This window comes from Clostridium sp. OM05-6BH (genome assembly GCF_003481635.1).
Classification (GTDB): Bacteria; Bacillota; Clostridia; order Lachnospirales; family Lachnospiraceae; genus Butyribacter.
On the sequence record NZ_QULH01000001.1, the window covers coordinates 61801 to 85576 of the forward strand.

At 38.9% G+C, this 23776-nt stretch carries 26 protein-coding genes and 2 pseudogenes; 4 read left to right on the forward strand and 24 right to left on the reverse strand.

Annotated elements, in window-relative coordinates; all coding sequences use genetic code 11:
- Positions 1-17 precede the first annotated feature (17 nt).
- Genes DXB73_RS00270 through hisH form a run of 6 tightly spaced genes read right to left on the reverse strand, consistent with a single transcriptional unit; the run spans position 18 to position 5505 of the window.
- The gene (locus DXB73_RS00270) at positions 18-290 is read right to left on the reverse strand and encodes an ACT domain-containing protein (protein WP_022025962.1); all 273 of its coding nucleotides are present in this window, start codon (positions 288-290) and stop codon (positions 18-20) included.
- Between the two features lie 37 nt (positions 291-327).
- Positions 328-1152 carry an MBL fold metallo-hydrolase gene (locus DXB73_RS00275; RefSeq protein ID WP_347559498.1) on the reverse strand — a complete coding sequence of 275 codons (825 nt, stop codon included), beginning with the start codon at positions 1150-1152 and terminating at the stop codon, positions 328-330.
- A 26-nt stretch (positions 1153-1178) separates the two neighbouring features.
- Positions 1179-3356, reverse strand: a complete 2178-nt coding sequence (locus DXB73_RS00280) for a cell division FtsA domain-containing protein (RefSeq protein WP_118689776.1) — start codon at positions 3354-3356, stop codon at positions 1179-1181.
- Positions 3357-3413: 57 nt separating this feature from the next.
- Positions 3414-4094 (reverse strand): uracil-DNA glycosylase, encoded by a 681-nt coding sequence (locus DXB73_RS00285; protein ID WP_022025959.1) that lies wholly within the window; start codon positions 4092-4094, stop codon positions 3414-3416.
- 25 nt (positions 4095-4119) lie between these two features.
- Entirely contained in the window at positions 4120-4878 is a 759-nt protein-coding gene (gene hisF / locus DXB73_RS00290; RefSeq protein WP_118507067.1) for an imidazole glycerol phosphate synthase subunit HisF, read from the reverse strand.
- A 21-nt stretch (positions 4879-4899) separates the two neighbouring features.
- Positions 4900-5505, reverse strand: coding sequence for an imidazole glycerol phosphate synthase subunit HisH (hisH, locus tag DXB73_RS00295; protein ID WP_022025956.1), 606 nt, complete (start codon positions 5503-5505; stop codon positions 4900-4902).
- Positions 5506-5657: 152 nt separating this feature from the next.
- On the opposite strand from hisH, the gene DXB73_RS00300 reads away from it, so the two are divergent.
- Positions 5658-7025: an MATE family efflux transporter gene (locus DXB73_RS00300; protein WP_118689777.1), complete on the forward strand. Its 1368-nt coding sequence runs from the start codon at positions 5658-5660 to the stop codon at positions 7023-7025.
- A 62-nt stretch (positions 7026-7087) separates the two neighbouring features.
- On the opposite strand, the gene DXB73_RS00305 is transcribed toward DXB73_RS00300, so the two are convergent.
- From DXB73_RS00305 to DXB73_RS00360, 11 genes are all read right to left on the reverse strand, one after another.
- On the reverse strand, positions 7088-8758 hold the full coding sequence (locus DXB73_RS00305) for a glycoside hydrolase family 2 TIM barrel-domain containing protein (RefSeq protein WP_118689778.1): 1671 nt from the start codon (positions 8756-8758) through the stop codon (positions 7088-7090).
- Positions 8759-8824: 66 nt separating this feature from the next.
- On the reverse strand, positions 8825-9295 hold the full coding sequence (locus tag DXB73_RS00310; protein WP_118689779.1) for a flavodoxin: 471 nt from the start codon (positions 9293-9295) through the stop codon (positions 8825-8827).
- 195 nt (positions 9296-9490) lie between these two features.
- The gene (locus DXB73_RS00315) at positions 9491-9982 is read right to left on the reverse strand and encodes a DUF2798 domain-containing protein (RefSeq protein ID WP_118689780.1); all 492 of its coding nucleotides are present in this window, start codon (positions 9980-9982) and stop codon (positions 9491-9493) included.
- 175 nt (positions 9983-10157) lie between these two features.
- Positions 10158-11348 (reverse strand): site-specific integrase, encoded by a 1191-nt coding sequence (locus tag DXB73_RS00320; RefSeq protein ID WP_025489609.1) that lies wholly within the window; start codon positions 11346-11348, stop codon positions 10158-10160.
- Between the two features lie 77 nt (positions 11349-11425).
- Entirely contained in the window at positions 11426-11629 is a 204-nt protein-coding gene (locus DXB73_RS00325; RefSeq protein WP_002347229.1) for an excisionase, read from the reverse strand.
- A 314-nt stretch (positions 11630-11943) separates the two neighbouring features.
- Positions 11944-12177, reverse strand: coding sequence for a helix-turn-helix domain-containing protein (locus DXB73_RS00335; protein WP_003431885.1), 234 nt, complete (start codon positions 12175-12177; stop codon positions 11944-11946).
- Positions 12162-12602, reverse strand: coding sequence for a hypothetical protein (locus tag DXB73_RS00340; protein ID WP_003431889.1), 441 nt, complete (start codon positions 12600-12602; stop codon positions 12162-12164). Before DXB73_RS00340 ends, DXB73_RS00335 begins: the two co-directional genes overlap by 16 nt.
- A gap of 274 nt (positions 12603-12876) precedes the next feature.
- Entirely contained in the window at positions 12877-13512 is a 636-nt protein-coding gene (locus DXB73_RS00345; RefSeq protein WP_003431891.1) for an ABC transporter ATP-binding protein, read from the reverse strand.
- Positions 13513-13525: 13 nt separating this feature from the next.
- A complete protein-coding gene (locus DXB73_RS00350) occupies positions 13526-14971 on the reverse strand; it encodes an FtsX-like permease family protein (protein ID WP_077710200.1) in 1446 nt (481 codons plus the stop codon).
- A gap of 3 nt (positions 14972-14974) precedes the next feature.
- On the reverse strand, positions 14975-16198 hold the full coding sequence (locus DXB73_RS00355; protein WP_025489608.1) for an FtsX-like permease family protein: 1224 nt from the start codon (positions 16196-16198) through the stop codon (positions 14975-14977).
- An 11-nt stretch (positions 16199-16209) separates the two neighbouring features.
- The gene (locus DXB73_RS00360) at positions 16210-16704 is read right to left on the reverse strand and encodes a hypothetical protein (protein WP_025489607.1); all 495 of its coding nucleotides are present in this window, start codon (positions 16702-16704) and stop codon (positions 16210-16212) included.
- A 162-nt stretch (positions 16705-16866) separates the two neighbouring features.
- On the opposite strand from DXB73_RS00360, the gene DXB73_RS00365 reads away from it, so the two are divergent.
- Positions 16867-17553, forward strand: a complete 687-nt coding sequence (locus DXB73_RS00365) for a response regulator transcription factor (protein WP_025489606.1) — start codon at positions 16867-16869, stop codon at positions 17551-17553.
- A 155-nt stretch (positions 17554-17708) separates the two neighbouring features.
- Entirely contained in the window at positions 17709-18839 is a 1131-nt protein-coding gene (locus tag DXB73_RS00370; protein ID WP_243104699.1) for a HAMP domain-containing sensor histidine kinase, read from the forward strand.
- Between the two features lie 45 nt (positions 18840-18884).
- On the opposite strand, the pseudogene DXB73_RS00375 reads toward DXB73_RS00370, so the two are convergent.
- From DXB73_RS00375 to DXB73_RS00410, 7 genes and pseudogenes are all read right to left on the reverse strand, one after another.
- Positions 18885-19109: pseudogene (locus DXB73_RS00375) on the reverse strand (hypothetical protein).
- Between the two features lie 45 nt (positions 19110-19154).
- Complete coding sequence (locus DXB73_RS00380; RefSeq protein ID WP_009905043.1) at positions 19155-19850, reverse strand: hypothetical protein; 696 nt, start codon at positions 19848-19850, stop codon at positions 19155-19157.
- 49 nt (positions 19851-19899) lie between these two features.
- Entirely contained in the window at positions 19900-20811 is a 912-nt protein-coding gene (locus tag DXB73_RS00385) for a primase C-terminal domain-containing protein (protein WP_044967241.1), read from the reverse strand.
- A gap of 380 nt (positions 20812-21191) precedes the next feature.
- The gene (locus tag DXB73_RS00390; RefSeq protein WP_024407057.1) at positions 21192-21470 is read right to left on the reverse strand and encodes a helix-turn-helix transcriptional regulator; all 279 of its coding nucleotides are present in this window, start codon (positions 21468-21470) and stop codon (positions 21192-21194) included.
- Between the two features lie 151 nt (positions 21471-21621).
- Positions 21622-21882: pseudogene (locus DXB73_RS00395) on the reverse strand (topoisomerase DNA-binding C4 zinc finger domain-containing protein); the annotation flags it as partial.
- A gap of 169 nt (positions 21883-22051) precedes the next feature.
- Positions 22052-22789, reverse strand: a complete 738-nt coding sequence (gene erm(B), locus DXB73_RS00405) for a 23S rRNA (adenine(2058)-N(6))-methyltransferase Erm(B) (protein WP_001038792.1) — start codon at positions 22787-22789, stop codon at positions 22052-22054.
- Between the two features lie 124 nt (positions 22790-22913).
- Positions 22914-22997, reverse strand: coding sequence for a 23S rRNA methyltransferase attenuation leader peptide (locus tag DXB73_RS00410; protein WP_023948524.1), 84 nt, complete (start codon positions 22995-22997; stop codon positions 22914-22916).
- 179 nt (positions 22998-23176) lie between these two features.
- Between DXB73_RS00410 and DXB73_RS00415 the strand changes: the two genes are divergently transcribed.
- Positions 23177-23734 carry a TetR/AcrR family transcriptional regulator gene (locus tag DXB73_RS00415; protein WP_005946872.1) on the forward strand — a complete coding sequence of 186 codons (558 nt, stop codon included), beginning with the start codon at positions 23177-23179 and terminating at the stop codon, positions 23732-23734.
- The last annotated feature ends 42 nt before the right edge of the window (positions 23735-23776 follow it).

The following is a 23776-nucleotide window of genomic DNA, read 5'->3' on the forward strand; positions in this document are numbered from 1 at the left end:
ATCCTCCATTTCTGTCATTAAATACGATGCATTTTGTCAAAAATATCTTCACGCTGTGCCTTGATAACGCAGCCCATTTCTTCCCCAATCTGCTCTAACTCATCAACAACGACACCAAATTCTTTGGCGCAGTCTTCCAGATCTACAATCATCATCATATTAAAAAAGCCACCCACGATCGTCTGTGAGATATCCAAAATATTAATGGTGTTGTTTGCCAGATATGTGCATACCTTTGCAATGATCCCTACGCTATCTTTACCTACTACGGTTACTACTGTTTTTTTCATGATGTCCTCCATTTCCATACATGATCTGTATGTCTTTTTATATTGTAACAAGCTGTGATGGCTTGTCCCTCTCGGCTACTTGTAACTGAAATGGAACTTCTTTAGAGCCCATTTCCTCCCATATCTGGCATCGTACTGCTTCATATGCCAATGCCGGATAATTGTTCTCTTTGGATAAATGTGCCAAAAATGCATATTTCAAATGATCCCCCATCAAACTGCATAACAGCCGTCCGGAGTCCTCATTGGACAAATGTCCCCATTCTCCCAAAATACGACGCTTGAGCGGATACGGATAATGTCCTGCCTCCAACATACTGATGTCGTGATTTGCTTCAATCAGCAACACATCGCTGTCCTCTAAATGATCTACAATGTAGTCATCGTACACCCCCAGATCGGTTGCCATGCTGACCTTTTGCCCGTCTGCTTCCACAGTATAACATACCGGATCAGCGGCATCATGTGACATTTTGTATGGCATGATCTGCATATCACCCATTCCTACCGGTTGATCTGCATAAAGTTGAAATAGATTTTCTCTTTTTATGACATTTTTTTTATCCTTTTCACAGATTTGATCTAATGTGCCTCCCGTTGCATAGATCGGCACTTCAAATTGCTTTGCCATCATGGGTATTCCTTGAATATGATCTGAATGCTCATGTGTCACAAAAATGCCGTCTAACTGCTCCGGTTCGACGCCAATACTGTGTAGTCCCTCCACAATTCTTTTCCGGCTAATGCCGGCATCTATCAATATGTTTGTTTTCTCTGTGCCGACATAAATACAGTTTCCACTGCTTCCGCTGGCTATACTGCAAACTTTCATGATATTACTACATTCCTTTCTCCACCGCATACTTTACGCCCAGAGTTACTAAAGTCCTAACGGGTAACCCAGCGCAGGATAACGGCATCGTGTTCTGCTAAAGGCTGGCTGAATTCTGCATCCATACCATTTATCTTAATCTCCATATAATCGCCATGCGCCTTACTGGTGTCAATCGGGTAAATATCTAACACATCCACTAATATATAATGTGTCTTTCCACGCAACGCATAAGGTTCGCCGTTCACCGTGATCGCAAAATCTTTCTCCGGATCAAAGCTCTGACTCTTCTGCTCATCTGTGATATTCTCTGTGTTTACTGTTTCTGACGATTGACTTTCATCTGTTGTATCACTGACAGGCATCGGTTCGTGCGATCGGTCTATAGCTGCCATATCACTGCTGCTCATGGATTCCTGCGGCACAGCTTCCGTCTCATGAAACTTGTCCGTTATTTGGCAATCTACCGAGAAATTCTCGTATACCTTTGTCTGCAGATTCGCCGGAACATGATTGACAAGTACTTCCCCCTCCGCAGCAATATCCATAAAGTCTAACAGCTGTTCCAATGTGTAATATGGCAATATCTCAATCTTATCTTCATTTTGAATTTCATAATACGCAGATACCAATTGCCCGTTTGCAGAGACAAAGCAAGGACAGTCGACCTTGGCGCCATTGACATAGAAAGAAATCGCACTCTTGTACTCCGGCAGTGCTTGTATCTCTATGCTTCCCGGCTTTCCCTTCGTCGATACTTCAATTTCTATCACATCATTTTGATGAATTGGCGTTGCAATGGAAGCTTCCTCTCCATTCACGCGGATAACCGCAGATTCTCCCGGCTCTCCCCGCTGCATACGTAAGTTTCCCTGTACATAATAGGCAACTGCATCGCCTCGCTGTGGAAATACCTTATCATTCGTAAGCCCTTTTTGAAGCGCAGCATCTATAACCGTAAGATTTCCCTTATCATAAAGCTTAATACGCTCCCCATTCACAGAGACGAACACAAAATTATTACGTTGCTCATAATAATTCATACATATACCGATCGGTGTAACCAGCAGAGAATCTATCTCTAAATCCTGACGCAGAAACGTAACCTCACGAAGCACTTCCGAACCACGCAATGCAACCCTTTCTTTTGCCACTCCCAAATACTCTGCCAGACATTCCGTAAATCCTGTGATCTTACCGCCGCCTCCGACAACAAACACAGCACTTACTGACTTATCTCCATTTAATTCTATGATCTTCTCTGCAACCTGTTTTGTGATCGATTGCACATTTTCTCGAACAACCTCTGCAATATCTGAAGACTTTACTGTCATCGGCAGTCCCATAATATCCTGAAATTCTACTTCTTCCTGCTCGGTACTCTCGCACTTCATGCGATCTGCTTCCTGAAAATCTACCAAATAATGCTTGGCAATACATTCTGTTAATTCGTCACCTGCCGCAGGTATCATGCCATAGGCGATAATACTGCCATCTTTCGTGATCGATATATCAGAAGTTCCCGCTCCAACATCAACCAATGCAATATTCAACAAGCGAAAACGTTCCGGTATTGCAATATTGATCGCAGCAATTGGCTCTAACGTCAGATTTTCGACATGTAAGCCTGCACGTTCCACGGCTGCATACAATCCATCCACAACTTCTTCCGGTAAAAATGTTGCGATCAACTCTGTACGTATTTTAGAACATTTATGCCCCTCCAAATTCGTAATCGGATAATCATTCTGATAATAACGCATGACCGAGTAACCGACACAATAATATTTGAGTCCACTGTTATCAGACTGCCGCAATGTCTCATGTGCCTTTTCTACCGCAAGCATGTCAAGCGAATACACATGTTCTGTCGTCACAACAGTCTCTGTCGTAAAGGTAACTTCCGCTTCCTGCTCTACTGTCTTTAATACACGACCGGCAGCAGCAATACATACATTATTTAACTTCTTGCCCGTCAACTGTTCCAATTGATCACTCACAGATCGGATCGTATCTGCTACTTTACCAATATCATGGATCTGACCATCTAACATTGCCCTTGTTTCATGCTGCACTGCGGCCTGTGCCACAACGACAAAATGACCGTCAGGCTGTCTATAACCGACCGTCCCCACGATACTTCTCGTTCCTATATCTAAACCAAACACAAAATCGTCCGGTAATTGTGCCTCTGCAGAAACTACTGCCTTCTTCTCTGCGTCACTTAAATTCATAATCCCAGAACCTCCCGTCCTGTTGGTAGTAATGTTTCTCGCTCATTATATCACACATCAATGGCAATTTTCAATTTGCCAGTCGATTGGTGCGATACCATGCTCCTCTAAGAAACTATTTGCTTTACTGAAATGTTTGCATCCAAAAAAGCCGCGGTATGCAGACAATGGACTTGGATGCGGAGCTTTAAGTACTAAATGTTTCGGATTGGTCAACATCGGGATCTTGCTCTGTGCCGGTCTGCCCCAAAGCATATAAACGATCGGCCGATCCTGTGCATTAACTGCCTGAATGACTGCATCTGTAAACTGTTCCCAGCCTTTGCCCTGATGGGAACCTGCCTGATGAGCCCGCACCGTCAACACTGTGTTCAACAATAGTACTCCCTGATCCGCCCACTTCTTTAAGTATCCGTTGTCCGGGATATCACAGCCCAGATCATTGTGCAATTCTTTATATATATTTTGCAGCGACGGTGGTATCTCCCGCTGATCCTGTGGCACCGAAAAACTAAGTCCATGTGCCTGGTGCACATTATGATATGGATCCTGTCCTAATATTAGAACTTTCACTTTGGAAAGAGGCGTAAAATGGAACGCATTAAAAATGTCATCTGCAGGCGGATACACAACACACTTGCTATATTCGTCTTTCACAAAACAAAACAGGTCTTTATAATATTCCTTGCTAAATTCCGGCTTTACCGCATCAAGCCAGTCATTGGTTATCATTGCCATTGGTACTCTCCATTCTATGCTCTTCCTACAATCGAACACTAATGCCCTGATCTCGTAAATATTCCTTCACTTCTCTGATCTCCAGCTCTTTATAATGGAATAACGAAGCCGCTAATACCGCATCTGCTCCCGCTTCCGTAAAGGCATCGCGAAAATGCTCTAACTTGCCCGCACCGCCCGATGCGATTACCGGAATTGATACATTATCCGAAATGATCTTGGTCAACTCCAGATCATAGCCATCTTTCGTTCCATCGCAATCCATGCTGGTAAGCAGGATCTCTCCGGCACCTAACTTGTCTGCCTTCATCGCCCATTCTACCGCATCAATGCCCATATCAACTCTGCCACCGTTTTTATAAATATTCCAGCCACCATCCGGTCTTCTCTTGGCATCAATTGCCACAACCACGCACTGGCTGCCAAACTTTAGTGCTGCCTCTGAGATCAAGGTTGGATTGGCGATCGCGGCCGAATTGACCGACACCTTATCCGCTCCCTCTCTGAGCACCTGACGAAAGTCTTCAACGGTACGGATCCCGCCGCCAACCGTAAACGGAATAAAGACGGTTTCTGCAACACGGCGTACCATATCAAGCTTTGTTGCTCTGGCATCCGAGGATGCCGTAATATCCAAAAAGACAAGCTCATCCGCACCAGCCTGTCCGTATGCTGCTCCAACGATAACCGGATCTCCCGCATCTTTCAGATCCACAAAATTAACTCCCTTGACCACGCGTCCATTATTTACATCCAAACATGGAATAATTCTCTTGGTAAACATAATTATCGCCTCTCCATTCTGTTAAAGGTTGCAAAAGTTCTTCAATATCTGTAATCCAATATCTCCACTCTTCTCCGGGTGAAACTGGCACGCAAATGTGTTGCCGCTTTCTACCGAAGCATGGATCGGTACGATATATTCGGTTGTTGCCGCCACGTCTTCCTCTCTTGCAGCCTGTAAATAATAGGAATGAACAAAATATACATATGCATCCTGTGGGATCCCCTGAAACAGTCTTGCTCCCTCTTTGATCTGAATAGAATTCCACCCCATATGTGGAATCTTGAAGCCTTTTTTCGGCGGAATTGCCTTGATCTTGCCCGGCAATACACCAAGTCCTTTTACGCCCGGCGTCTCGTCGCTTTCCTCAAAAAGCAACTGCAGTCCTAAGCAGATGCCCAGAAACGGAATCTGTTTTTCATTTACCTCACGAATCACAGATACCAAATTGTATTTATGTAGTTTTTCCATCGCATCGCCAAACGCACCTACACCCGGAAGAATGACCTTATCCGCTTTCAGGATTTCCTGTGGATCTCGTGTGATCTTTGCCTCTTCTCCCAAAAATTGCAGTGCATTTTCCACGCTGCGAAGGTTGCCCGCATCGTAGTCAATAATAGTAATCATAGTCGTCTCACCTCTGTAGTCGTTTTTGTAAGTGTACCACAACCATGGGTTGTTGTCGATATTATTTGCTCCCAGGCATTGAACATTTTACATCTGAGCAAGCAGTTGTTATACTTAATATCGAAAATTTACATAGTATAGGACTGATTTATATGAAACGAATAGACTTTGAAAACGGAACGGTTACAAGAAACATACTGGGTGCTGCTCTTCCGATGCTGATTGCTCAGATACTGAACCTACTGTACAACATAGTGGACCGCATTTATATTTCAAGAATCCCGGACGTTGGAACAAGAGCACTTGGGGCTGTCGGACTTTGTTTCCCGGTAATTACGATCATCACAGCGTTCGCCAATCTGTTTGGCGGTGGAGGTGCCCCTCTCTTCTCGATCTACCGCGGTCAGAAAGAGGAACACAAGGCAGGTCGGATTATGAATACTTCCTTTACCATGCTGTGTTTTGGTGCGATTGTCCTCATGAGCGTTGGACTCTTGACCGCCAGACCTCTGCTAGTGTTATTTGGTGCTTCTGCGGATACACTTCCCTTTGCACAGCCGTACATAATGATCTATCTGATCGGCACATTGCCATCCATGATCGCTGTCGGAATGAATCCATTTATCAATGCACAAGGGTATGCCCTGATCGGCATGTCCTCTGTGGCTGTCGGCGCTGCCGCTAACCTGCTGCTCGATCCCCTATTTATTTTTGTGCTTGGACTGGGTGTCGAGGGTGCCGCTATTGCAACGGTGATCTCGCAATTTCTATCTGCCGCATTTGTTTTATATTTTTTGATGCGAAAAGCGGAATTAAAAGTACGTCTTCTGCGGAAATACGAATTTCGCGGCTGTTTTGGTTACGCCAAAAATATTGTCAGCCTCGGCACGGCAGGTTTTATCATGCAGCTTACCAACAGCCTTGTATCGATCTGCTGTAACCACGTACTTTCCATCACAGGTGGCGATATTTACATCTCCGTCATGACGATCATATCCAGCGTACGCCAACTCGTGGAAACTCCTATCTATGCGATCAACGAAGGCGCCTCTCCTATCCTAAGCTACAATTACGGAGCCAGACGCCCGTCTCGTGTCCGTAAATCAGGACTGGTAATGAGCATCATGATACTGAGTTATACCGCTGTCATGTGGTGTCTCATCATCCTCGTTCCTGGGACACTGATCCGTGTGTTCAGCTCTGACCATAATTTAGTACAGGACTCTATCCCCGCACTCAAGCAATATTTTGCCGCTTTTATCTTTATGGATCTGCAATACATGGGACAGACTGTGTTCAAATCACTGAATAAAAAGAAGCAGGCAATATTTTTCTCCCTGCTTCGTAAAGTAATTATCGTAGTGCCATTAACCTATCTGATGCCATTTGCCTTCCATATGGGAACAGATGGCGTATTTCTTGCAGAACCTGTCTCCAATATTATCGGTGGCAGCATCTGTTTTATTACCATGCTCTCTATTGTTTTACCGGAGTTAAAGCGAATGGAGCAAGTGCAGTGAAACTTCTTCGGTATCATGCGTCACAAACAGGATCGTGATCCCGGTCTTTTGATGAATCTTTTTTAGTATTTTTGAAATATTTCCTTCACCTTTTCATATGCCAATTTGGGTCTTCGATATTCATCTACGATTCCTTTATTATTCATCTCTCGCGGTCTTCCGGCAAACCACTCAAAGCTGACGCGCACATCACAAAACTGCCAAATATAAACGCCCATACACTCTGAAGATTCTAAACACGCTGTCAATTGCTCCGCCAAAGCTTCTGCCTGATATTCTTCCGTCCATTTTCCATGATAAGAATTGTGACAGCCATATAGCGCTCCTGCCCCAATCTCCGACACAATAAATGGTTTATCTTTTCCTTTTCCATCCTCTTTAATCCAATCACAAACTTCCGCCAAATACTGCTGCACCGGCTTGTCTACATACCATCTTGGATATATATTACATGAGATCACATCCGGCAGATCAAAACAAATGTCCTGAAAAAATTTGCAGCTTGCAAAAGTACAGGGTCTTGTAGCATCTAACTGCCTGATCAGTGCAAATTGTTTTTGATAGCATGATCTTCCGAACTCTGTTTCGCTAGCACATTCATTTAGTATGCCCCAAATATAGATACTTGGATGATTATAATGGTTCATTATCATTTCCCTGATAACATTTTCTGCCTGCGTCTCAAAAAGAGGATGACGCATTTCTGATTCCTCTATTCCTCTTGCATGATTCTCTTCCCAAACCAAAATACCCAGTTCATCACACAAGTCCAAAAATATCTCATCATTCGGATAGTGCACCGTGCGAATCGAATTGGCGCCCATTTGTTGAATTAACATAAGATCATGACAAATTGCTGCATATGGCAATGCACATCCATAGTCTGGATGATCTTCATGTCTGCATACTCCCTTGATGCGAAATTTCTTTTCATTTAATAAAATTTCTTTTCCCTGCACCTTAATTTCCCGAAAGCCAAAACGGTCTATTAAGTCATCCATCACAATTTCTCCTACTTTTGCCTGTAGCTTTACCTCATATAATTTGGGAGAATCCGGACTCCATTCCTGCACATCTTCAAATATAAGTTCCGTAGACAATATCTGTCTGTCCCCCTTATCGGACAGCAACTGCCAATCATAGATTACTTCTCCTATTTGAAGTGAGATCACCACATTCTCGCCAGCAAGCCTCTTTTGATCCAAAATATGGACCGCGACTTTCACGCCGGCTGTCCATTTCCCATTTTTATGATATGTTTTAACATGTACATATTCAAAATATAAGGCACCAATTTTCTCCAACACCACCGGACGCGATACTCCACCATATGACATATAATCATTCGGAATATGCAATGCACTCTTCTCCGTAAAACGATTATCCACCTTAATTTCCAACAAATGGGTTCCCTCTGTCAAATCTTTCTTAATAACAGAAAATGGTGTATAAGCATTATAATGCTGTGCAATCTGTTCCCCATCTAACAGCACTGTCGCTGTATGGCTCACTCCTTTACACTCAATACGGATATTTCCACCAGCAGTAATTTTTTTACGAAAATAGGCTTCTCCACGGTAATTTGCAAAAAGTGGATTTGTTTCAAAGCATCCCGGTGTTGCCATCTGAAACTTTGTTCCTGCATAATCCCCCTCGCATGGCTCAAATTCCCATAAACTCCCTGTCAGTTCTTCCTGCATACGCACTTCATGTGTCTTAAATGTACGAATCATCGTTCTTCATCTCTCCTTAACAAATCTATTAATTTTTCATAATCTAAAACTTCGTCTGAAATACAATTACAAACTTTTTACCCACTCGCTAATCTCCTGTTTAGACATACGATTTAAGAGTTTTCCTTCCACGATCTGTGCATTAGGAGCCGATGGCTGTAACTCACTGACCGTGTTGCCAAATCCGCTGCCACCAGATGTTGCAAATAATACAATCTTTTTGCCGCTCAGATCATATTTCTCCAAAAATGTATTCACGATAGTTGGTGCAACATACCACCAAATCGGGAATCCCAAAATAATCTCATCATAAGCAGATACATCCACATTAGAATCTGCGATTTCCGGTCTGATTGATTTGTCAGCCATCTCTACACTGCTTCGTGATTTTTTGTCCATCCAGTTGAGATCCGCTTTCGTATATGGAACCTTTGGTGCGATCTCGCACAGATCAAAATCGCCTGCCTCTGCGATCATTTCTGCTGTTTTCTTTGTTGTTCCGCTTGCGCTAAAATAAGCAACTAACTTTTTTGCCATAAAATAACACCTCATTTCTTAAACATAAACAAATGTAGTTCTGCAAGAATCGCTAAAACAATTCTTAGTGGCATAGCACCACATTATAAGCAGTTTCCCATAAAGTTAAAAATGTGCAGGAAGTTTTATTTCTCCTGCACATTTATTATAATACTCTATTTCCAATTATGTCTATTGCTTATATTGTATCACCATCTATGCTTTTGGGGCATCTGACTGCTCTGTTGCCTTGCTTCCTTTTCTCTCAAAAATGGTGCGGAAGATCAAACGAACTAAAGGTCCGCAATAAAACATTTGATAACAGATTGCCACCAGGAAATTCATTGCCCATGTTTGAATCCAAGTACCAAAGGTTTTCGTTTCCTTAAACAACAAAGTTGCCACAAGGCTCATGAGCGGACACATGATACAACAGATGCAAATAGAGATCGCGTAGGTGATGATCTGCGGTCTGTCGTCCGGTGTCACAACCGTAAAAGCAAGTGCTTTCGCAATCTTTCCGACAATAAAAAATTCTAAGATAAATGCGACCGGCACCATGATCGGCAGTTCATGAACTGCTGCAAGAAAAGTCTCTCCGGTTACTTTTCCCATGTTTAACGCTACATTGTAAACGACCATCCCGTACACCATGACCGTTGCCATAATGGCTGTGAATACGACATCTTGAAATTTGTTTTTTGGCATAAAAACTTACTAAATTTCTGATTATCTTTTCATAAGTTGGTAAATGCCGATATATCCCGTATTTTAGGGCTTTATCGGTATTTTCTTTTCGGAAGATACCTTGCATAAGCTGGCATTTACCAGCATGAAAATGCAACCAAAAGTAGTAAATGAGTAGTAAATATAAGCTCCGATATTAACAAGCCAGCCTTTCCAGTTCTGCTTTTGCAGATTGAAATGTGCCGTGTGCATAATAGCCAAGTGTCATGGTTATGTTAGCGTGTCCCATGAGATATTGCAGAGTGTTTGGGTTCATTCCTCTGTTTGCCATATTCGTACAATAAGTATGTCTGAATGAATGTGGCGTGATGTTCGGTAACTTGTCCGTGTGATACTTGTTATACTTCTTAATCAGTCCTCGCACCATGCCCTCATAGTTTCCTGCAACTTTAGGCAAGCCCTCACGATTTAGGAATAGGAAATTGCTGTAACCACCTACAATCAGCGGTTGTGCCTTTCCTCTGTTCTTTAGTATTCTTTGGATTGCTTGATAAGCCCGTTCTGTCAATGGAAGTTCCCGTTTTCCGTTTTTGGTCTTTGGTGTTTCAATATAGTAGCCCATTTCGCTATCTTTCAATAACTGGTGGTCTATATTGAGTATTCTGTTCTGCATATCAATATGCGTCGTCAGTCCGCAAAATTCAGAAATACGAAGTCCCGTTTCCAGCAGAAGCACAACCTCATCATAATACTTACTGTAAATCTTGTCCTTTTCCATAAAGGCAAGCAGGTGTTCTTCCTGCTCTGGTGTAAGGATAACTTTCTGTTCGGTATCATCTTCCAGAACATCACTTAACTTAAATTCAAATGGGTTCTTTCTGATACAGTCGTCTTGTATTGCCATGTAAAATGACGCTTTCAAGGAACGTTTATAGTTATCAATCGTTTTATAGGCATATCCTTTTTCGCTCATTCTGATAGCCCATTCTTTAGCGTCCGACTGCTTAACCGTATCAATCGCCCTCATACCTAATGGGTCATTTTTCAAAGCGTTCATAAGATACTGTCGTCCTTTTTCAGTAGCCCTTTTGATGTTCTTTCTTTGACTGTTCTTCTTGTCGTAGAGCTGGCAGACTGTCATTTTACCGCCGACTGTGTCGATACCGTCGTTAAGGTCTTTTTTTATCTGTGCTTCTTTTTCCCTCAACGATATATCATCACGCTTTCCAGCAGGTGTCTTGTCTGTCGGTACAAGTTTCCAAGAATAGATAAATTGTGGCTTTCCGTATATATCGGTATATTTATAAACGTATCTTCCGTCTTTTCGCTGGCTCTCTCCATTACGCAAATTGCGATTTTTACTGTCTTTTCGTTTCACATTAGACATAGTGTAAAGCTCCTTTCCGTCATGGAATGAGCCGTGATACGCTACTAATATTATACCATATCTACGGCTCAATGACATTAGATTTCGTCCAATGTATCTATGATTTTTTCAAATTGTTTTCGCTTAATCTGAATACGATTACCGTTCACGATAACCCAGCCAGCGTCAAGATTTTCTTCGGCTAATTTACGCAATTTCTTTTCGCCAATACGGAAGTATTTAGACGCTTCTTCAATCGTCAGCGTATATTTTTCCCAGATAGGCACATCAGTATTGTTCATAATCTATGCACCCCCTTTACTGTGTGTCATTTTTTTACAAGCAGACAAACGGCTTTGGAAAGCTCCGTTAGTATCTCAACTATTCCCATTCTTGTGGGCAGAACCGCACCATGCGGACGTATCATTATTCTGTGAGGATAGGTCGTGGCAAAACGACTATTCCAACAGTCGCTCTCGGATCACTGCGTGGGTCGCTCGCTTTCTTTTGGAAAGGTCATGGCGTACAGTCCCCGTGGCTTGCTATCTCACAAACGTATCTGTCTGCTTTATTCAGTTGTCAAAGACCAGACGGGCATAATCAATCCCAATATGAATTAGAAGCGTTTAATATCAAAGTTTAAGATTTTACGAATAATCGCTTCTTTGATAAAACCTTTCATTTCCAAATCTACCGCAAGACGTAAGTTGTTGTTATCGTCGTAAAACGGACGCATACAGCACTGATTGATATATGGGTCATAAAATTCCAAGATTTTTGAAATTGCTGTTTCGTCGCCGTCGCAGGCTTTGGAAATAACCGTGAAAGTCGGTGTCAGCTCTTTTGGCATTTTTCTTTTTCCTCCTCAATCAGTTGCTTTAACTTGTCTAGTGCTTGTATTCTGCACTTCGTTACATTCGCTCTGGAACAGTCAAGCATTTTCCCAATGTAAGTGTCCGTGTCGCCAATGAAAAAATACTGTAAAACGATATTACGCTTTCGTTCTTCAATAGCTTTCAATGCACGAGCCAGTTGTTCATCTTCGATTGATACTTTTTCTCCACAGACTTCAAATACCGCAACATAATCCGTAGAATATGTATCTTCTGTACCTATGGAATTTAAGAGGTCGTCCATAATTTCGGCGAATGGCATTTCTTTTTTCTCTGAACGACGTATCGCTCGATAGAAGTCAATCGCTCTATGACGTATAACTGTTTTAATAGCACAATCGAATTGATGACAGGTTTTTTCTTGTAGTTCTGACGGTTTCATTTTCCTCACCTCCTTTCGCTAGTCGAAAAGAGGTGTCTGCCCCTTTTCATATATACCGCGTTGAAAGTGGGGGACAGCGTAACCAAAATCGAAAAAACTTTAAAAAATTTTTTTCTGGCATGAAAAAAGCCCGCACAAAACATATAGTCTGTACGAGCTTTTAAAACTGTGCTATATTCAGTTGTTATAAAAATGCCGTTAGGTTCAAACTGATTGCGTCGAGGTATATCTAAAATATTCCATAATGACAACTCCTTTACGGCACTATTCTAATTTAATCAGACAGAAAAGAAATTGCACCGTTTTTAATTTCTAAGATTTCGTCGGCTTCTTCTGCCAAATGCTTACTGTGTGTAACCACAACAACACATTTTCCTAATTCATGTGCAGTCTTTTTCAGCAAAGCAATGATTTCATCAGCGGTAGTTTCGTCAAGATTTCCCGTCGGTTCGTCTGCCAAAAGTACATGAGCGTCGCTGGCTAATGCTCTTGCAATCGCTACACGCTGTTGCTGTCCGCCAGATAGTTGCAATACATTTCTCTGCCAGTATTCTTTTCCAATGCCGACTTCTTCCAATAATTTTTCAGCATTTCCACTACCACCTAATTTGACATTTTCAACCGTTGTCAAATAATCAATCAGATTATAATTTTGAAATACCAATGAGATATTATGCTTTCTGTGGTAATTCAGCCCTTTTTTTGTAATGTCCTCGCCATTGCAAAGGACAGTCCCTTTTACCGCTGTGTCTAAGCCTGCTAACAACGATAAGAGTGTTGTTTTTCCTGCACCACTCGGACCGACAATAGTATAAAAAATACCCTCCTCGAAAGTAGCAGATACATTATTCAAAATGGTTTTATCTTTTTTTGTTTTGTAAGCATAGCTTACATTCTTTACTTCTAACATTTTCGTCGTCCTCCTAACTCATTTCCGATAAAATATCTTTCGGGTTTCTCTTTAGTATTACAATTCCAGATACCAGAACAGAAGCCGTTATCAACACAAGAACACTTGCTCCGTCCAACAGATACATTTCTGGCGTAACCTCTACGCTGATATTCTGCACGTCCTGCTTTGGTGCAACATATTCTGTGGATACTTTTCCCTCGTTATTTTTTTCTTCTTCCTGCATTTGCTGAACCTGCTGTGATACCAGATAATTTGCAGTTACTTTGGAAACGGCAGGAGCGACAGCAAAGGATAGCATAAGGGAAAGAACAGCAATCATAATCGCTTCACTCCAAATCTGCCCGATAATTCTGAATTTCGGAACACCGAGAGATAAGAAAATGCCGACTTCCTGCACTCGATTTTTCAGCCAGAACAGAAATACTAAAACAAGGATAACAAAACTTGCAACAGAGATTACCAATATCATCATTTCGCTTACTTTTGCTAAATCATTGAAGTTTGAGGACATGGTTTCGGAATTTCCGTTATTGTCAATCAAATCATATTGCTCCCAGTTGATGTCTACTTTTTGCAGATTTTCTTTTACTTCGTCGTAAGCTTCCACATCTTCTACTTTGAAATAGGCTCTTTCATATAATGGACTTGTTTCACCCTCTGCCTTTTCTGGAAATCTCAAATCTGTAAATATTACATTTTCCGAACGGTAAGTATCTCCCTGCATAAGTGGGGACATCTTTTGATCCACTTGATAAATTCCAACAATCTCAGCTTCTGATACCTTTGAATTTTCAGTATCGTGGTAATCATTAAAAGAAATCTTATCGCCGATTTTCAGATTATTTTGATTTGCAAGTTCCTCTGAAATGACACACATATCTTTATCCTCTGGGGTTATCATTCGCCCCTCTTTGATATGCAGGTTTCCAGATAAAACATTTCTGTCAAGTTTCATATCTTTGTTTCCAATTAAGCTTACACCTCCCTCATCTACACTTTGGTCTACATCTTTATCTTCAATTCTTTTGAAATTTACAGGGTTTACAGGAGTTGTTGCTGTTGTAATATTGTAATCAGCAATTCCTTTTGTTTTTGCCAGTTTCTCAATGTCTTTTATATCTAAGCTTTCAAATTCATTTGTTGTCCAGCCTGACCAAGTCTCCACACCATTGATAATCTCTTTTTCCTGATGGTAGCCACCAAAACTACCTTCCTTATCATTACCAATCTTTTCTGAGTATTCACGAACTCGTTTTGTTCGGTACTCTGCATTTCTTTCTAAAAGAAAGCCTGCACCTATGGCTTGTCTGGTTTTGTCCTGCACCTCAATACTGGCATTTTTGCTCGCCACACCTGCAAGAAGCAGGGTACTGATTGCAAAAACAATCAACAATAAGAGAATACTTTTTATGGGCTTTCTGAACACAGAACGCCTTGCCAATCCAAAAAAATTCATGTACTATCCCTCCATTTTCGCTAATATATCTTTTGGGTTTGCTCGTAATATCGGAAGAATGGAACAGCACAATGCCACCAGAATAACTGCACCACCTAAAAGGAACAACATTCCAATATCTTGTATCTGCAACACCACTTTCAGATTTTCTGTTACTGTTTCTGAACCAGTAATGACATTTTGCAAAACGCCCGAGAACAATTTACCAATGGCTGTTGCTCCTAAAACCGAAAGTGTAAATACACTGCCTGCTTCTAATAAAGTTTGCAGGAAAATTTCACTTTTTGTCTTGCCGAGGCTCATAAAGATTGCCACCTCTTTTTGCCTTGTCCGCATCCACATACATAACAGCAGGGAAACAACAACAGTACCAGTTACCAATGTAAGTACCAGCATAAGATTTGCCACCTTACTGATTTGCTCTAATGGAGCAGACATCTGTTGATAAAGGGTATCGGAAGTGCTAAGTTCTACATCATTTCCGAATATTTTTTGCAAGCTGGTTTCCAGCACATCTAATTTTTCTGGTCTTTTTGAATAAACGCAGAGTTTTTCAAATTCAGCTTCTTTGAACAATTCTTTATAAGTGCTGTTGTCAATAAAGACTTGATTTTCTATTCGATTGACTGCGGTAGTTTCTGTTGGCTGGTCTTTTTCCACATTTCCTGCGGACATGAAAATTCCAATAATTTGAACAGATACTTTTGTTCCGTTTTCTGTACTTAATTCAATCGTATCTCCAACTTTTAGCTCATTTTGATTTGCAAGGTTCGCATTGATAACAGCACCTTTTTTCTCATGTTTGATATAATCGCCAGAAGATAAGCGGTACTGCATTTCTGAAAAAGGGCTGTCCTTTTCCAAATCATCATAGGAGAGCAACGCTATTTTCAAATTTTCCTCATTCGTAGAAGTATTGAGCGTAACGGGAGCAAAACTAGCTGGAAATACATCTTGCCTGCCGATACGGTTGATAGCTGAAACATCTTCCAGCGTTTCAATCTTGTTTACTTCATTCTCTGTTATCTTGCTGTCCTTACTTGTAATTTCAGCTACAATCTTAGAATTTGTCTTTTCCTGCATGGCTTGTTTGGACTCATTTGTAGTCCTTAAAATCATGCTTGTACCTAAAATCATACTGTTTACAAGTATCAAAACAATCAACAAAAGAATGGTTTTTCCTTTTTTTCGCTGTAAATAGCGAAAACCAAGTTGATAAAACTTCATACTTCACACCTCTATTCCCAACGGGCTATGACAACCTTTGTTGCATTGAAATGAAGTGTGTCTGCAAATTCTCCATAAAGATATACTTCAGATTGTTTTTTTACATCGGATATAGAACCCGTTGTTACATTTGTAACACCAGACTGTGCATTTACTGTGGCAATGACAAATTCACAATCTGGGTTATAGGTTACAGAAACAGCATTGTCTTTATTTTCCATTCCCGGTGCTTCTATTTTTATCCCAGCTCCACCCTCAATATCTTTTGCTTGATTTACCAAGCAACCATTGTCTGTAAATTCCAAAACACTTCCTCTCAAATTAGCAGACTCTAATATGTCGTTTCCTTTATTTTCTGAAGAACCATTTGTATTTTCTTCATTCGTATTAGAATTGACAATAGGATTAGACGTATCTGGCTTCTCATTTGGACTTGCACCACACCCCGTCAATGCACAGATACATAATCCAACTGCTATGAATTTACTGATGTTTGTTTTTTTCATTTTTGTATTCCACCTTTCTTGTTCGATATGCCCCTATTGTAAAAGCAAACCATTCTAAAAATCCTGTAAAAAAGTAAGAAAATCATCATCATTTTTTAGAGGATTTTTACAGACTTTTCTGTTATACTGTCTATAATTTATATAGAAAAGGATTGATACATTATGAAAATACTTCTTCTGGAAGATGATTTAGAGTTATGTAAAAATATAAAAATTTCTCTGGAAAAAGAAAACTATATGGTTGATTGTTGCAATGACGGGGAAACTGCTATGCTGTATGCCTTAAATACAGACTATGCTTATGACCTCGCCATTGTAGACCGTATGTTACCGATTATTGACGGTTTGACAATCATAAAATCTATGCGTAAAAAAGGAATTTCTATTCCTATCCTTATCATTACTGCCATGAGTACCCTTGACAATCGGGTTGAGGGTTTAGACGGCGGTGCTGATGATTATTTAGTAAAACCATTTCATATCAAAGAATTGCTTGCAAGAGTTCGGGCATTAACAAGACGCCCTGCCAATATCCAGTTATCTTCCAAATTAGAATATGGAGATTTAACTTTCGATAAAGACAGCCGAACCTTATCTACACCCGTCAATTCTCTTTTATTAACTTCAAAAGAAACCGAGTTGACTTTTGTATTTATGCAGAACCCAGAAACACTATTTTCCCGTGAACAGCTAATCCTTAAAATCTGGGGCAGTTCTTCCGAGGTAGAAACTGGCAATGTAGACAGTTACATTTCTTTTCTGCGAAAACGCCTAAAAGAATTAAAAAGTTCCTGTAAAATAACAACGGTCTACGGTGCAGGGTACAAACTGGAGAAAGAAACATGTTAAATAACTTATACCGAAAACTTCATATTCTGTTTGCAAGTTCTGTTATGCTGATTATTACCCTTGTGATTTCCTTTGTCGTTGCGAACACAGTTCATACAGAGAAAATCAACGAAAGCACCTTATTTCAGAGATTGACAACCTTGCTGATTTATCAAGTGGAAAGTGCTTCTTCGGATATGGACAAAGCACTCAAAACCTACGAAGAGAGTTATCATATTTTTTCTTTAATTACTGATACAAGGGGGAATACCATTTATCAGAGTGATTTCCCATTTCCAACTTCTGCGGACAATCTGTTGCATGATGTAGAAAAGCAGATTTCTACACAACCATTATCACAAATAGAAAACAGCACAACTTCACAAGGCGGTTTTCTGGAAATAAGAGGAACACATCACGATACTTATTTTGTTATTCCTGCTACAATTAGGACAGCAAATGATACCGTGTATCATGCAACCTTTCTTTATCAGACAGCCAGTTTGACGGATATTTTACAAAAAACATTGCCTATATATCTTCTTATCTGGTTTTTGGCTTGTATCGTTGTTATCGTGCTGACCCGTTATCTGCTGAAAAAGTCGTTTGCTCCAACGGAACGAATACTGCAAAGCCAAAAAGATTTTGTTGCAACAGCGTCCCATGAATTAAAATCTCCACTTGCTGTTATGATTTCCAACACGGATATGCTTCTTGATAATGTTTCCTTAAACGAGCAGGCAAAGCAAGCCGTACAGACCATAGATTTTGAATGTATGCGGTTATCCCGTTTAGTCAAAGATATGTTGCTTTTGGCTTCTTCCGACGCTAAAACATGGACATTGCATAAAAGCACAATCAATGTAGATACCTTGCTCATTACGTTATATGAAACCTACGAACCCGTCTGCATGAAGCAGAATTTAGAACTAAAACTGCATTTATCCGAGGAAAGTTATCCTGCTATGTTTACCGACAAAGACCGATTATTTCAAATCTTGTGTGTCTTTATGGATAATGCCATTCAACATTCCAAGAATAATTCTTTAATAGAGATAGAAGTAATCGCCACCGAAAAAAATATTGCTTTTTCTGTGGTAGACCACGGGCAAGGCATTTCTGATGAAGATAAGCAGTATATCTTTGACCGATTTTATAGTGGCGACAAGTCCCATACGAACAAATCGAATTTTGGACTGGGACTAAGTATCGCCAAAGAATTAACTCAAATGCTGAACGGTATTATCATTATCAATGATACTGCTGGTGGAGGTGCTACTTTTACTGTTAAATTTCCTCTGAAATAGATTAAGGCTTGCAGATCATACACTATGTATGGAGCAAGCCTTTTTTCAAATCTTTGTCTTTTTGGTAATCTTGTAAATATATTCTTCTGGGGTAGGGCGTTTATTACCAAAATATTTTTTGAAATTTGCCTACACTTCTGGGGCGGTGCTATTCATAGCTTCATCAATCGTCGCTTCAATATCTGCCCGAACATCAGCCAATGATACACCGCCAGCTTTTGCACCAGCTTTCAACGCTTTTTTTATATCTCGCTTTTTTAGTCCTATCATAATAACCTTTCTTATCATAATTGCAAATTTATAAATTCATTAGTATTAAAACTGAAATTCAAATACATTACTAAAATCATTGTTCAAGACATAATAAACTTTATTTTTTTCTGTAGAATATACAAATGAAACCCTAGTTGCCCACAAGTCTTTTTGAGAAACAGATTTTAATACTTTAAATGCGTCATTTACTGAAAAATCTTTATCATATCCTGCCAATAACTCTTTAGCCACTTCGTATCTTGTATCCCCAGAAACAATGTACGGCTTTGTTATATCTGGTTTTAGAATAGAATAATTTGTAATAAGTGAAAAATTTTCTTGTTCATATCTATACCCAATTCCAGGTTCAATAATTAAAACTCGTCCTTTTTTATCAGAAAGCATAGCTTGCATAGTAGCATCTGGTGCATAAATAATTTTTTTCTTTTTAACAATGTCCAAGGCTTTATCAAAAGAAATCTCTGCCTTAATGAATTTTTCTGTTAATTCAGATATTGTAATACAATCCTCGCTTTCTATATACCTTGCATTTTCATTACCATGAACATAAAGAAGTGTTCCTACATTACCATTTTTATTTATCCCATGAAATGAATGATACAGACCGTCAGGCATTTTAATACCAATATAAAATCTATTTTCTTCGGTAATTACAGTATGATCCCATACAGAAAGGTCAATATCAAAATTAAAACCAACAATTTTATCTATACCATTGTAAACAAATCTTGTACACATATAATCACTCCTCAAAATACTATTTCAAATAGTCATTTAACTAATCTAATTAGTATTTTAAAATGTTTTTAAACTCAAACATATTATATTCGCACGTTTCGATTGAATAGCCTGAACTAAAGTAGGCTAAAGAGAGGGTAAACATAACGCTATTGCGCCCTACTAAACCCTTTTCTCCTGAAAATTTCGTTTCGTGCAATAAGAGATTAAACCAGGGTTCATCTACTTGTTTTTTGCCTTCTGTACCGCTTAAAACCGTTAGACTTGAACGAGTAAAGCCCTTATTATCTGTTTGTTTGAAAGACCAATCTTGCCATTCTTTGAAAGAATAACGGTAATTGGGATCAAAAAATTCTACATTGTCCGTTCTTGGTATACGAGCAATCCCAAAATGATTGCACGTTAGATCAACTGGCAAAGACTTTCCAAAATATTCTCGGATATTTTGCGAGATTATTTTGGCTGCTTTGACAGATTTAAATTCTGATTTTGAAGTCACATAGACTGGCGTTTCTAAAACAAAATATGCTTGATAACCTTTATCAGATTTGATAATTAACGTAGGCATAAAACCTAAATCAATAGCTGTTGTTAAAATATCGCTTGCTGAAATAGTTTCTTTTTCCGTGTGAATATCAAAATCAATAAAGAAGGTATTGATTTGTCTTAAATTGTTTTCAGAATGTCCTTTAGTGTATGAACGGTTTTCGTCTGCATACGTACCATAACGATAAACGTTTGGTGTCCAATGCGTAAATGTATCTTGATTTTCGTGAATCGCTTCTTCGGAAGTCAGAACAACGCCACGTCCGCCAATCATGCTTTTTTTTGAGCGATACGCAAAAATAGCCCCTTTACTTTTACCTGGCTTGGTAGTGATTGAGCGAATTTTACTATTTTTAAATTTGTACTTTAACAAGCCGTCATGAAGCACAGTTTCTACAACAAAAGGGATATTCATTCAGCTGTTCTCCTTTCTTACGAAAATTAATTAGTTAGAAGCTACGATCAAAGTTGAATCACAACAAAAAAGGCAATCAACTAAGTTTTTCTTAATTGATTGCCTGGTATCTTCTTAAAGACTTGAAATCCCCTCAAAAACCCGATATAATGGGTTTACAGATATTTAAGTATCTGATTAATAAAGTAATTAAATACTTTACCAAATTTTGGGTCTCGACTTCTTTAATTGATTGGTGGTAATCAATTAAGGCTCGCAGTTAAAGTTTCTCAGGCTTTAACTGGTCGTGGCTCTTTTTTTGTATTCTTTATTCAGTTCGTTGTTTCGTTATATCTAGTATATCGCTTTTTAAAAAAATAAGCAATGATTTCGTGCATTATTCACACGAAATCATTGCTTTTTTCTTCTTCCATTTCTAACTCCAATGTTACTTGTTCTGTTTCTGGTTCTGGTTCTGTTGGCTCATTTGGGATTAAATCCACTACTAGCGTTGAGTTAGTTAACTTTGCAATTTGTTCTAGTGTTTTTATGGTTGGATCTGATTTTCCTGATTCTATTCGTGAATAATTTGATCTACTCATTTCTAATTCTTGGGAGAATTTTTCTTTTGATTTGGTACCTCTCATCTTTTTTAAGCTTTCTCTAAATGCTAGTTCCAAGTTTCTCCCCCCTCTTTTTGTGTCATAAAATTCACGCTTTATTTAAATTATAGCTTTTAATATCTTAATAAACAAGTGATTAATCACTTGTGATTTGTGATAAGTGATTTGTGATTAATATATAAAAGCCCTCTTTAAAGGGCTTTTATGTTTATTTTGAAAAAGAGATAAAATCAATATATCCCTTTTCCCCAATTTTTACAACGGCATTGTAGGGCTTTTTCTCTTTGTTTTTGATTCCTTTTACCAGGGTTTCTTTTCCCTCCAGTAATTCTTTTACATTCGTTTTGGTTAGTTTTTTCTTTCTAAAATGTTCAGCTAAAGTAAACTTACATTCAGGATAATTTGAACAACCATAAAACGATTTTTTTAATACAATATTGTTGCCACACTTAGGACATTTTCCTACAAGGGGTCCCGAGCGCTTAGTGGGAATTTGTACCCCTTATCGATACAAATTCCCCGTAGGCGCTAGGGACCTCTTTAGCTTCTTGGAAGCTGTCAGTAGTATATCTAATAATTTATCTCCATTCCCTTTAGTAACGTGTAACTTTCCAAATTTAAAAAAGCGACTCATAGAATTATTTCCTCCCGTTAAATAATAGATAACTATTAAAAATAGACAATACTTGCTCATAAGTAACGGTACTTAAATTGTTTACTTTGGCGTGTTTCATTGCTTGATGAAACTGATTTTTAGTAAACAGTTGACGATATTCTCGATTGACCCATTTTGAAACAAAGTACGTATATAGCTTCCAATATTTATCTGGAACATCTGTGGTATGGCGGGTAAGTTTTATTAAGACACTGTTTACTTTTGGTTTAGGATGAAAGCATTCCGCTGGCAGCTTAAGCAATTGCTGAATCGAGACTTGAGTGTGCAAGAGCAACCCTAGTGTTCGGTGAATATCCAAGGTACGCTTGTAGAATCCTTCTTCAACAATCAGATAGATGTCAGACGCATGGCTTTCAAAAACCACTTTTTTAATAATTTGTGTGCTTAAATGGTAAGGAATACTCCCAACAATTTTATACCTCTGTTTGTTAGGGAATTGAAACTGTAGAATATCTTGGTGAATTAAAGTGACACGAATGTTCAGTTTTAATTTTTCTGACGATAAGTTGAATAGATGACTGTCTAATTCAATAGACGTTACCTGTTTACTTATTTTAGCCAGTTTCGTCGTTAAATGCCCTTTACCTGTTCCAATTTCGTAAACGGTATCGGTTTCTTTTAAATTCAATTGTTTTATTATTTGGTTGAGTACTTTTTCACTCGTTAAAAAGTTTTGAGAATATTTTATATTTTTGTTCATGTAATCACTCCTGAAGTGATTACATCTGTAAATAAATACAGAAGTTAAACGATTTGTTTGTAATTTTAGTTATCTGTTTAAAAAGTCATAAGATTAGTCACTGGTAGGAATTAATCTAACGTATTTATTTATCTGCGTAATCACTGTTTTTAGTCTGTTTCAAAATAGTAGATGTTTTATCTACATTACGCATTTGGAATACCAACATGACGAATCCCTCCTTCTTAATTACAAATTTTTAGCATCTAATTTAACTTCAATTCCTATTATACACAAAATTTTAAGAAAGTCAATAAATAATCATAATTTTCTAATTGTGTTATTGACTACACTAATTCAATTAGCTAGAATTGTGTTTGTATGATATTTTGAATGAGGTGCATAACTATGAAAACCACTAAAGAAGCAGTAATAAAAGCAACATCAGACTTAGCAGATGAAAAAGGATTAAATAACGTTTCGTTAAAAGCTGTTGCTCAAAAATTAAACATTCGTACACCATCTTTATATAATCACATAGAAAGTTTAGATAATCTTCTTTTAGAAGTTGCTCATAATGGTATGCGTGACATGAATGAAAGAATGATGAAAATTGCCGTTGGAAAAATAGGGAAAGAAGCAATTAAGTTAGTTTCTATCGAATACCTAAACTATATGATTGAACACCCCGGAGTTTATGAAACAATTCAATGGGCTGTGTGGCACGGAACAGAGGAAACAGCAACCATTTTTAACAACTATCTTTCATTATTAACTACTCTTATCCAATCGTGCAGTCTTAACAAAGACAAAACACTTGAAATATTAAATATGCTTACTGGAATAATTCACGGTTATACAACTTTGCAATTAGGAAACGCTTTTTCTGCCTCAGATAAAGTTAGATTTGAATTAGCTGAAGCGATAGATACTTTATTAGTCGGGATTTTCCAGAAGTATAAATAATATATTTAGGCTTGCAAATCAATACAGAACTGCAAGCCTTTT

Bases quoted from the DNA above. Each gene is read 5' to 3' on its own strand.
- DXB73_RS00315 (WP_118689780.1), bottom strand. From the start codon at position 9,982: ATGCCAAAAAACAAATTTCAAGATGTCGTATTCACAGCCATTATGGCA.
- hisF (WP_118507067.1), bottom strand. From the start codon at position 4,878: ATGTTTACCAAGAGAATTATTCCATGTTTGGATGTAAATAATGGACGC.
- DXB73_RS00285 (WP_022025959.1), bottom strand. From the start codon at position 4,094: ATGGCAATGATAACCAATGACTGGCTTGATGCGGTAAAGCCGGAATTT.
- hisH (WP_022025956.1), bottom strand. From the start codon at position 5,505: ATGATTACTATTATTGACTACGATGCGGGCAACCTTCGCAGCGTGGAA.
- DXB73_RS00350 (WP_077710200.1), bottom strand. From the start codon at position 14,971: ATGAATTTTTTTGGATTGGCAAGGCGTTCTGTGTTCAGAAAGCCCATA.
- DXB73_RS00275 (WP_347559498.1), bottom strand. From the start codon at position 1,152: ATGCGGTGGAGAAAGGAATGTAGTAATATCATGAAAGTTTGCAGTATA.
- DXB73_RS00380 (WP_009905043.1), bottom strand. From the start codon at position 19,850: ATGTGTACAAGATTTGTTTACAATGGTATAGATAAAATTGTTGGTTTT.
- DXB73_RS00310 (WP_118689779.1), bottom strand. From the start codon at position 9,295: ATGGCAAAAAAGTTAGTTGCTTATTTTAGCGCAAGCGGAACAACAAAG.
- DXB73_RS00360 (WP_025489607.1), bottom strand. From the start codon at position 16,704: ATGAAAAAAACAAACATCAGTAAATTCATAGCAGTTGGATTATGTATC.
- DXB73_RS00280 (WP_118689776.1), bottom strand. From the start codon at position 3,356: ATGAATTTAAGTGACGCAGAGAAGAAGGCAGTAGTTTCTGCAGAGGCA.
- DXB73_RS00300 (WP_118689777.1), top strand. From the start codon at position 5,658: ATGAAACGAATAGACTTTGAAAACGGAACGGTTACAAGAAACATACTG.
- DXB73_RS00320 (WP_025489609.1), bottom strand. From the start codon at position 11,348: ATGTCTAATGTGAAACGAAAAGACAGTAAAAATCGCAATTTGCGTAAT.
- DXB73_RS00325 (WP_002347229.1), bottom strand. From the start codon at position 11,629: ATGAACAATACTGATGTGCCTATCTGGGAAAAATATACGCTGACGATT.
- DXB73_RS00335 (WP_003431885.1), bottom strand. From the start codon at position 12,177: ATGCCAAAAGAGCTGACACCGACTTTCACGGTTATTTCCAAAGCCTGC.
- DXB73_RS00270 (WP_022025962.1), bottom strand. From the start codon at position 290: ATGAAAAAAACAGTAGTAACCGTAGTAGGTAAAGATAGCGTAGGGATC.
- DXB73_RS00415 (WP_005946872.1), top strand. From the start codon at position 23,177: ATGAAAACCACTAAAGAAGCAGTAATAAAAGCAACATCAGACTTAGCA.
- DXB73_RS00355 (WP_025489608.1), bottom strand. From the start codon at position 16,198: ATGAAGTTTTATCAACTTGGTTTTCGCTATTTACAGCGAAAAAAAGGA.
- DXB73_RS00365 (WP_025489606.1), top strand. From the start codon at position 16,867: ATGAAAATACTTCTTCTGGAAGATGATTTAGAGTTATGTAAAAATATA.
- DXB73_RS00410 (WP_023948524.1), bottom strand. From the start codon at position 22,997: ATGTTGGTATTCCAAATGCGTAATGTAGATAAAACATCTACTATTTTG.
- DXB73_RS00340 (WP_003431889.1), bottom strand. From the start codon at position 12,602: ATGAAACCGTCAGAACTACAAGAAAAAACCTGTCATCAATTCGATTGT.
- DXB73_RS00305 (WP_118689778.1), bottom strand. From the start codon at position 8,758: ATGATTCGTACATTTAAGACACATGAAGTGCGTATGCAGGAAGAACTG.
- DXB73_RS00345 (WP_003431891.1), bottom strand. From the start codon at position 13,512: ATGTTAGAAGTAAAGAATGTAAGCTATGCTTACAAAACAAAAAAAGAT.
- DXB73_RS00385 (WP_044967241.1), bottom strand. From the start codon at position 20,811: ATGAATATCCCTTTTGTTGTAGAAACTGTGCTTCATGACGGCTTGTTA.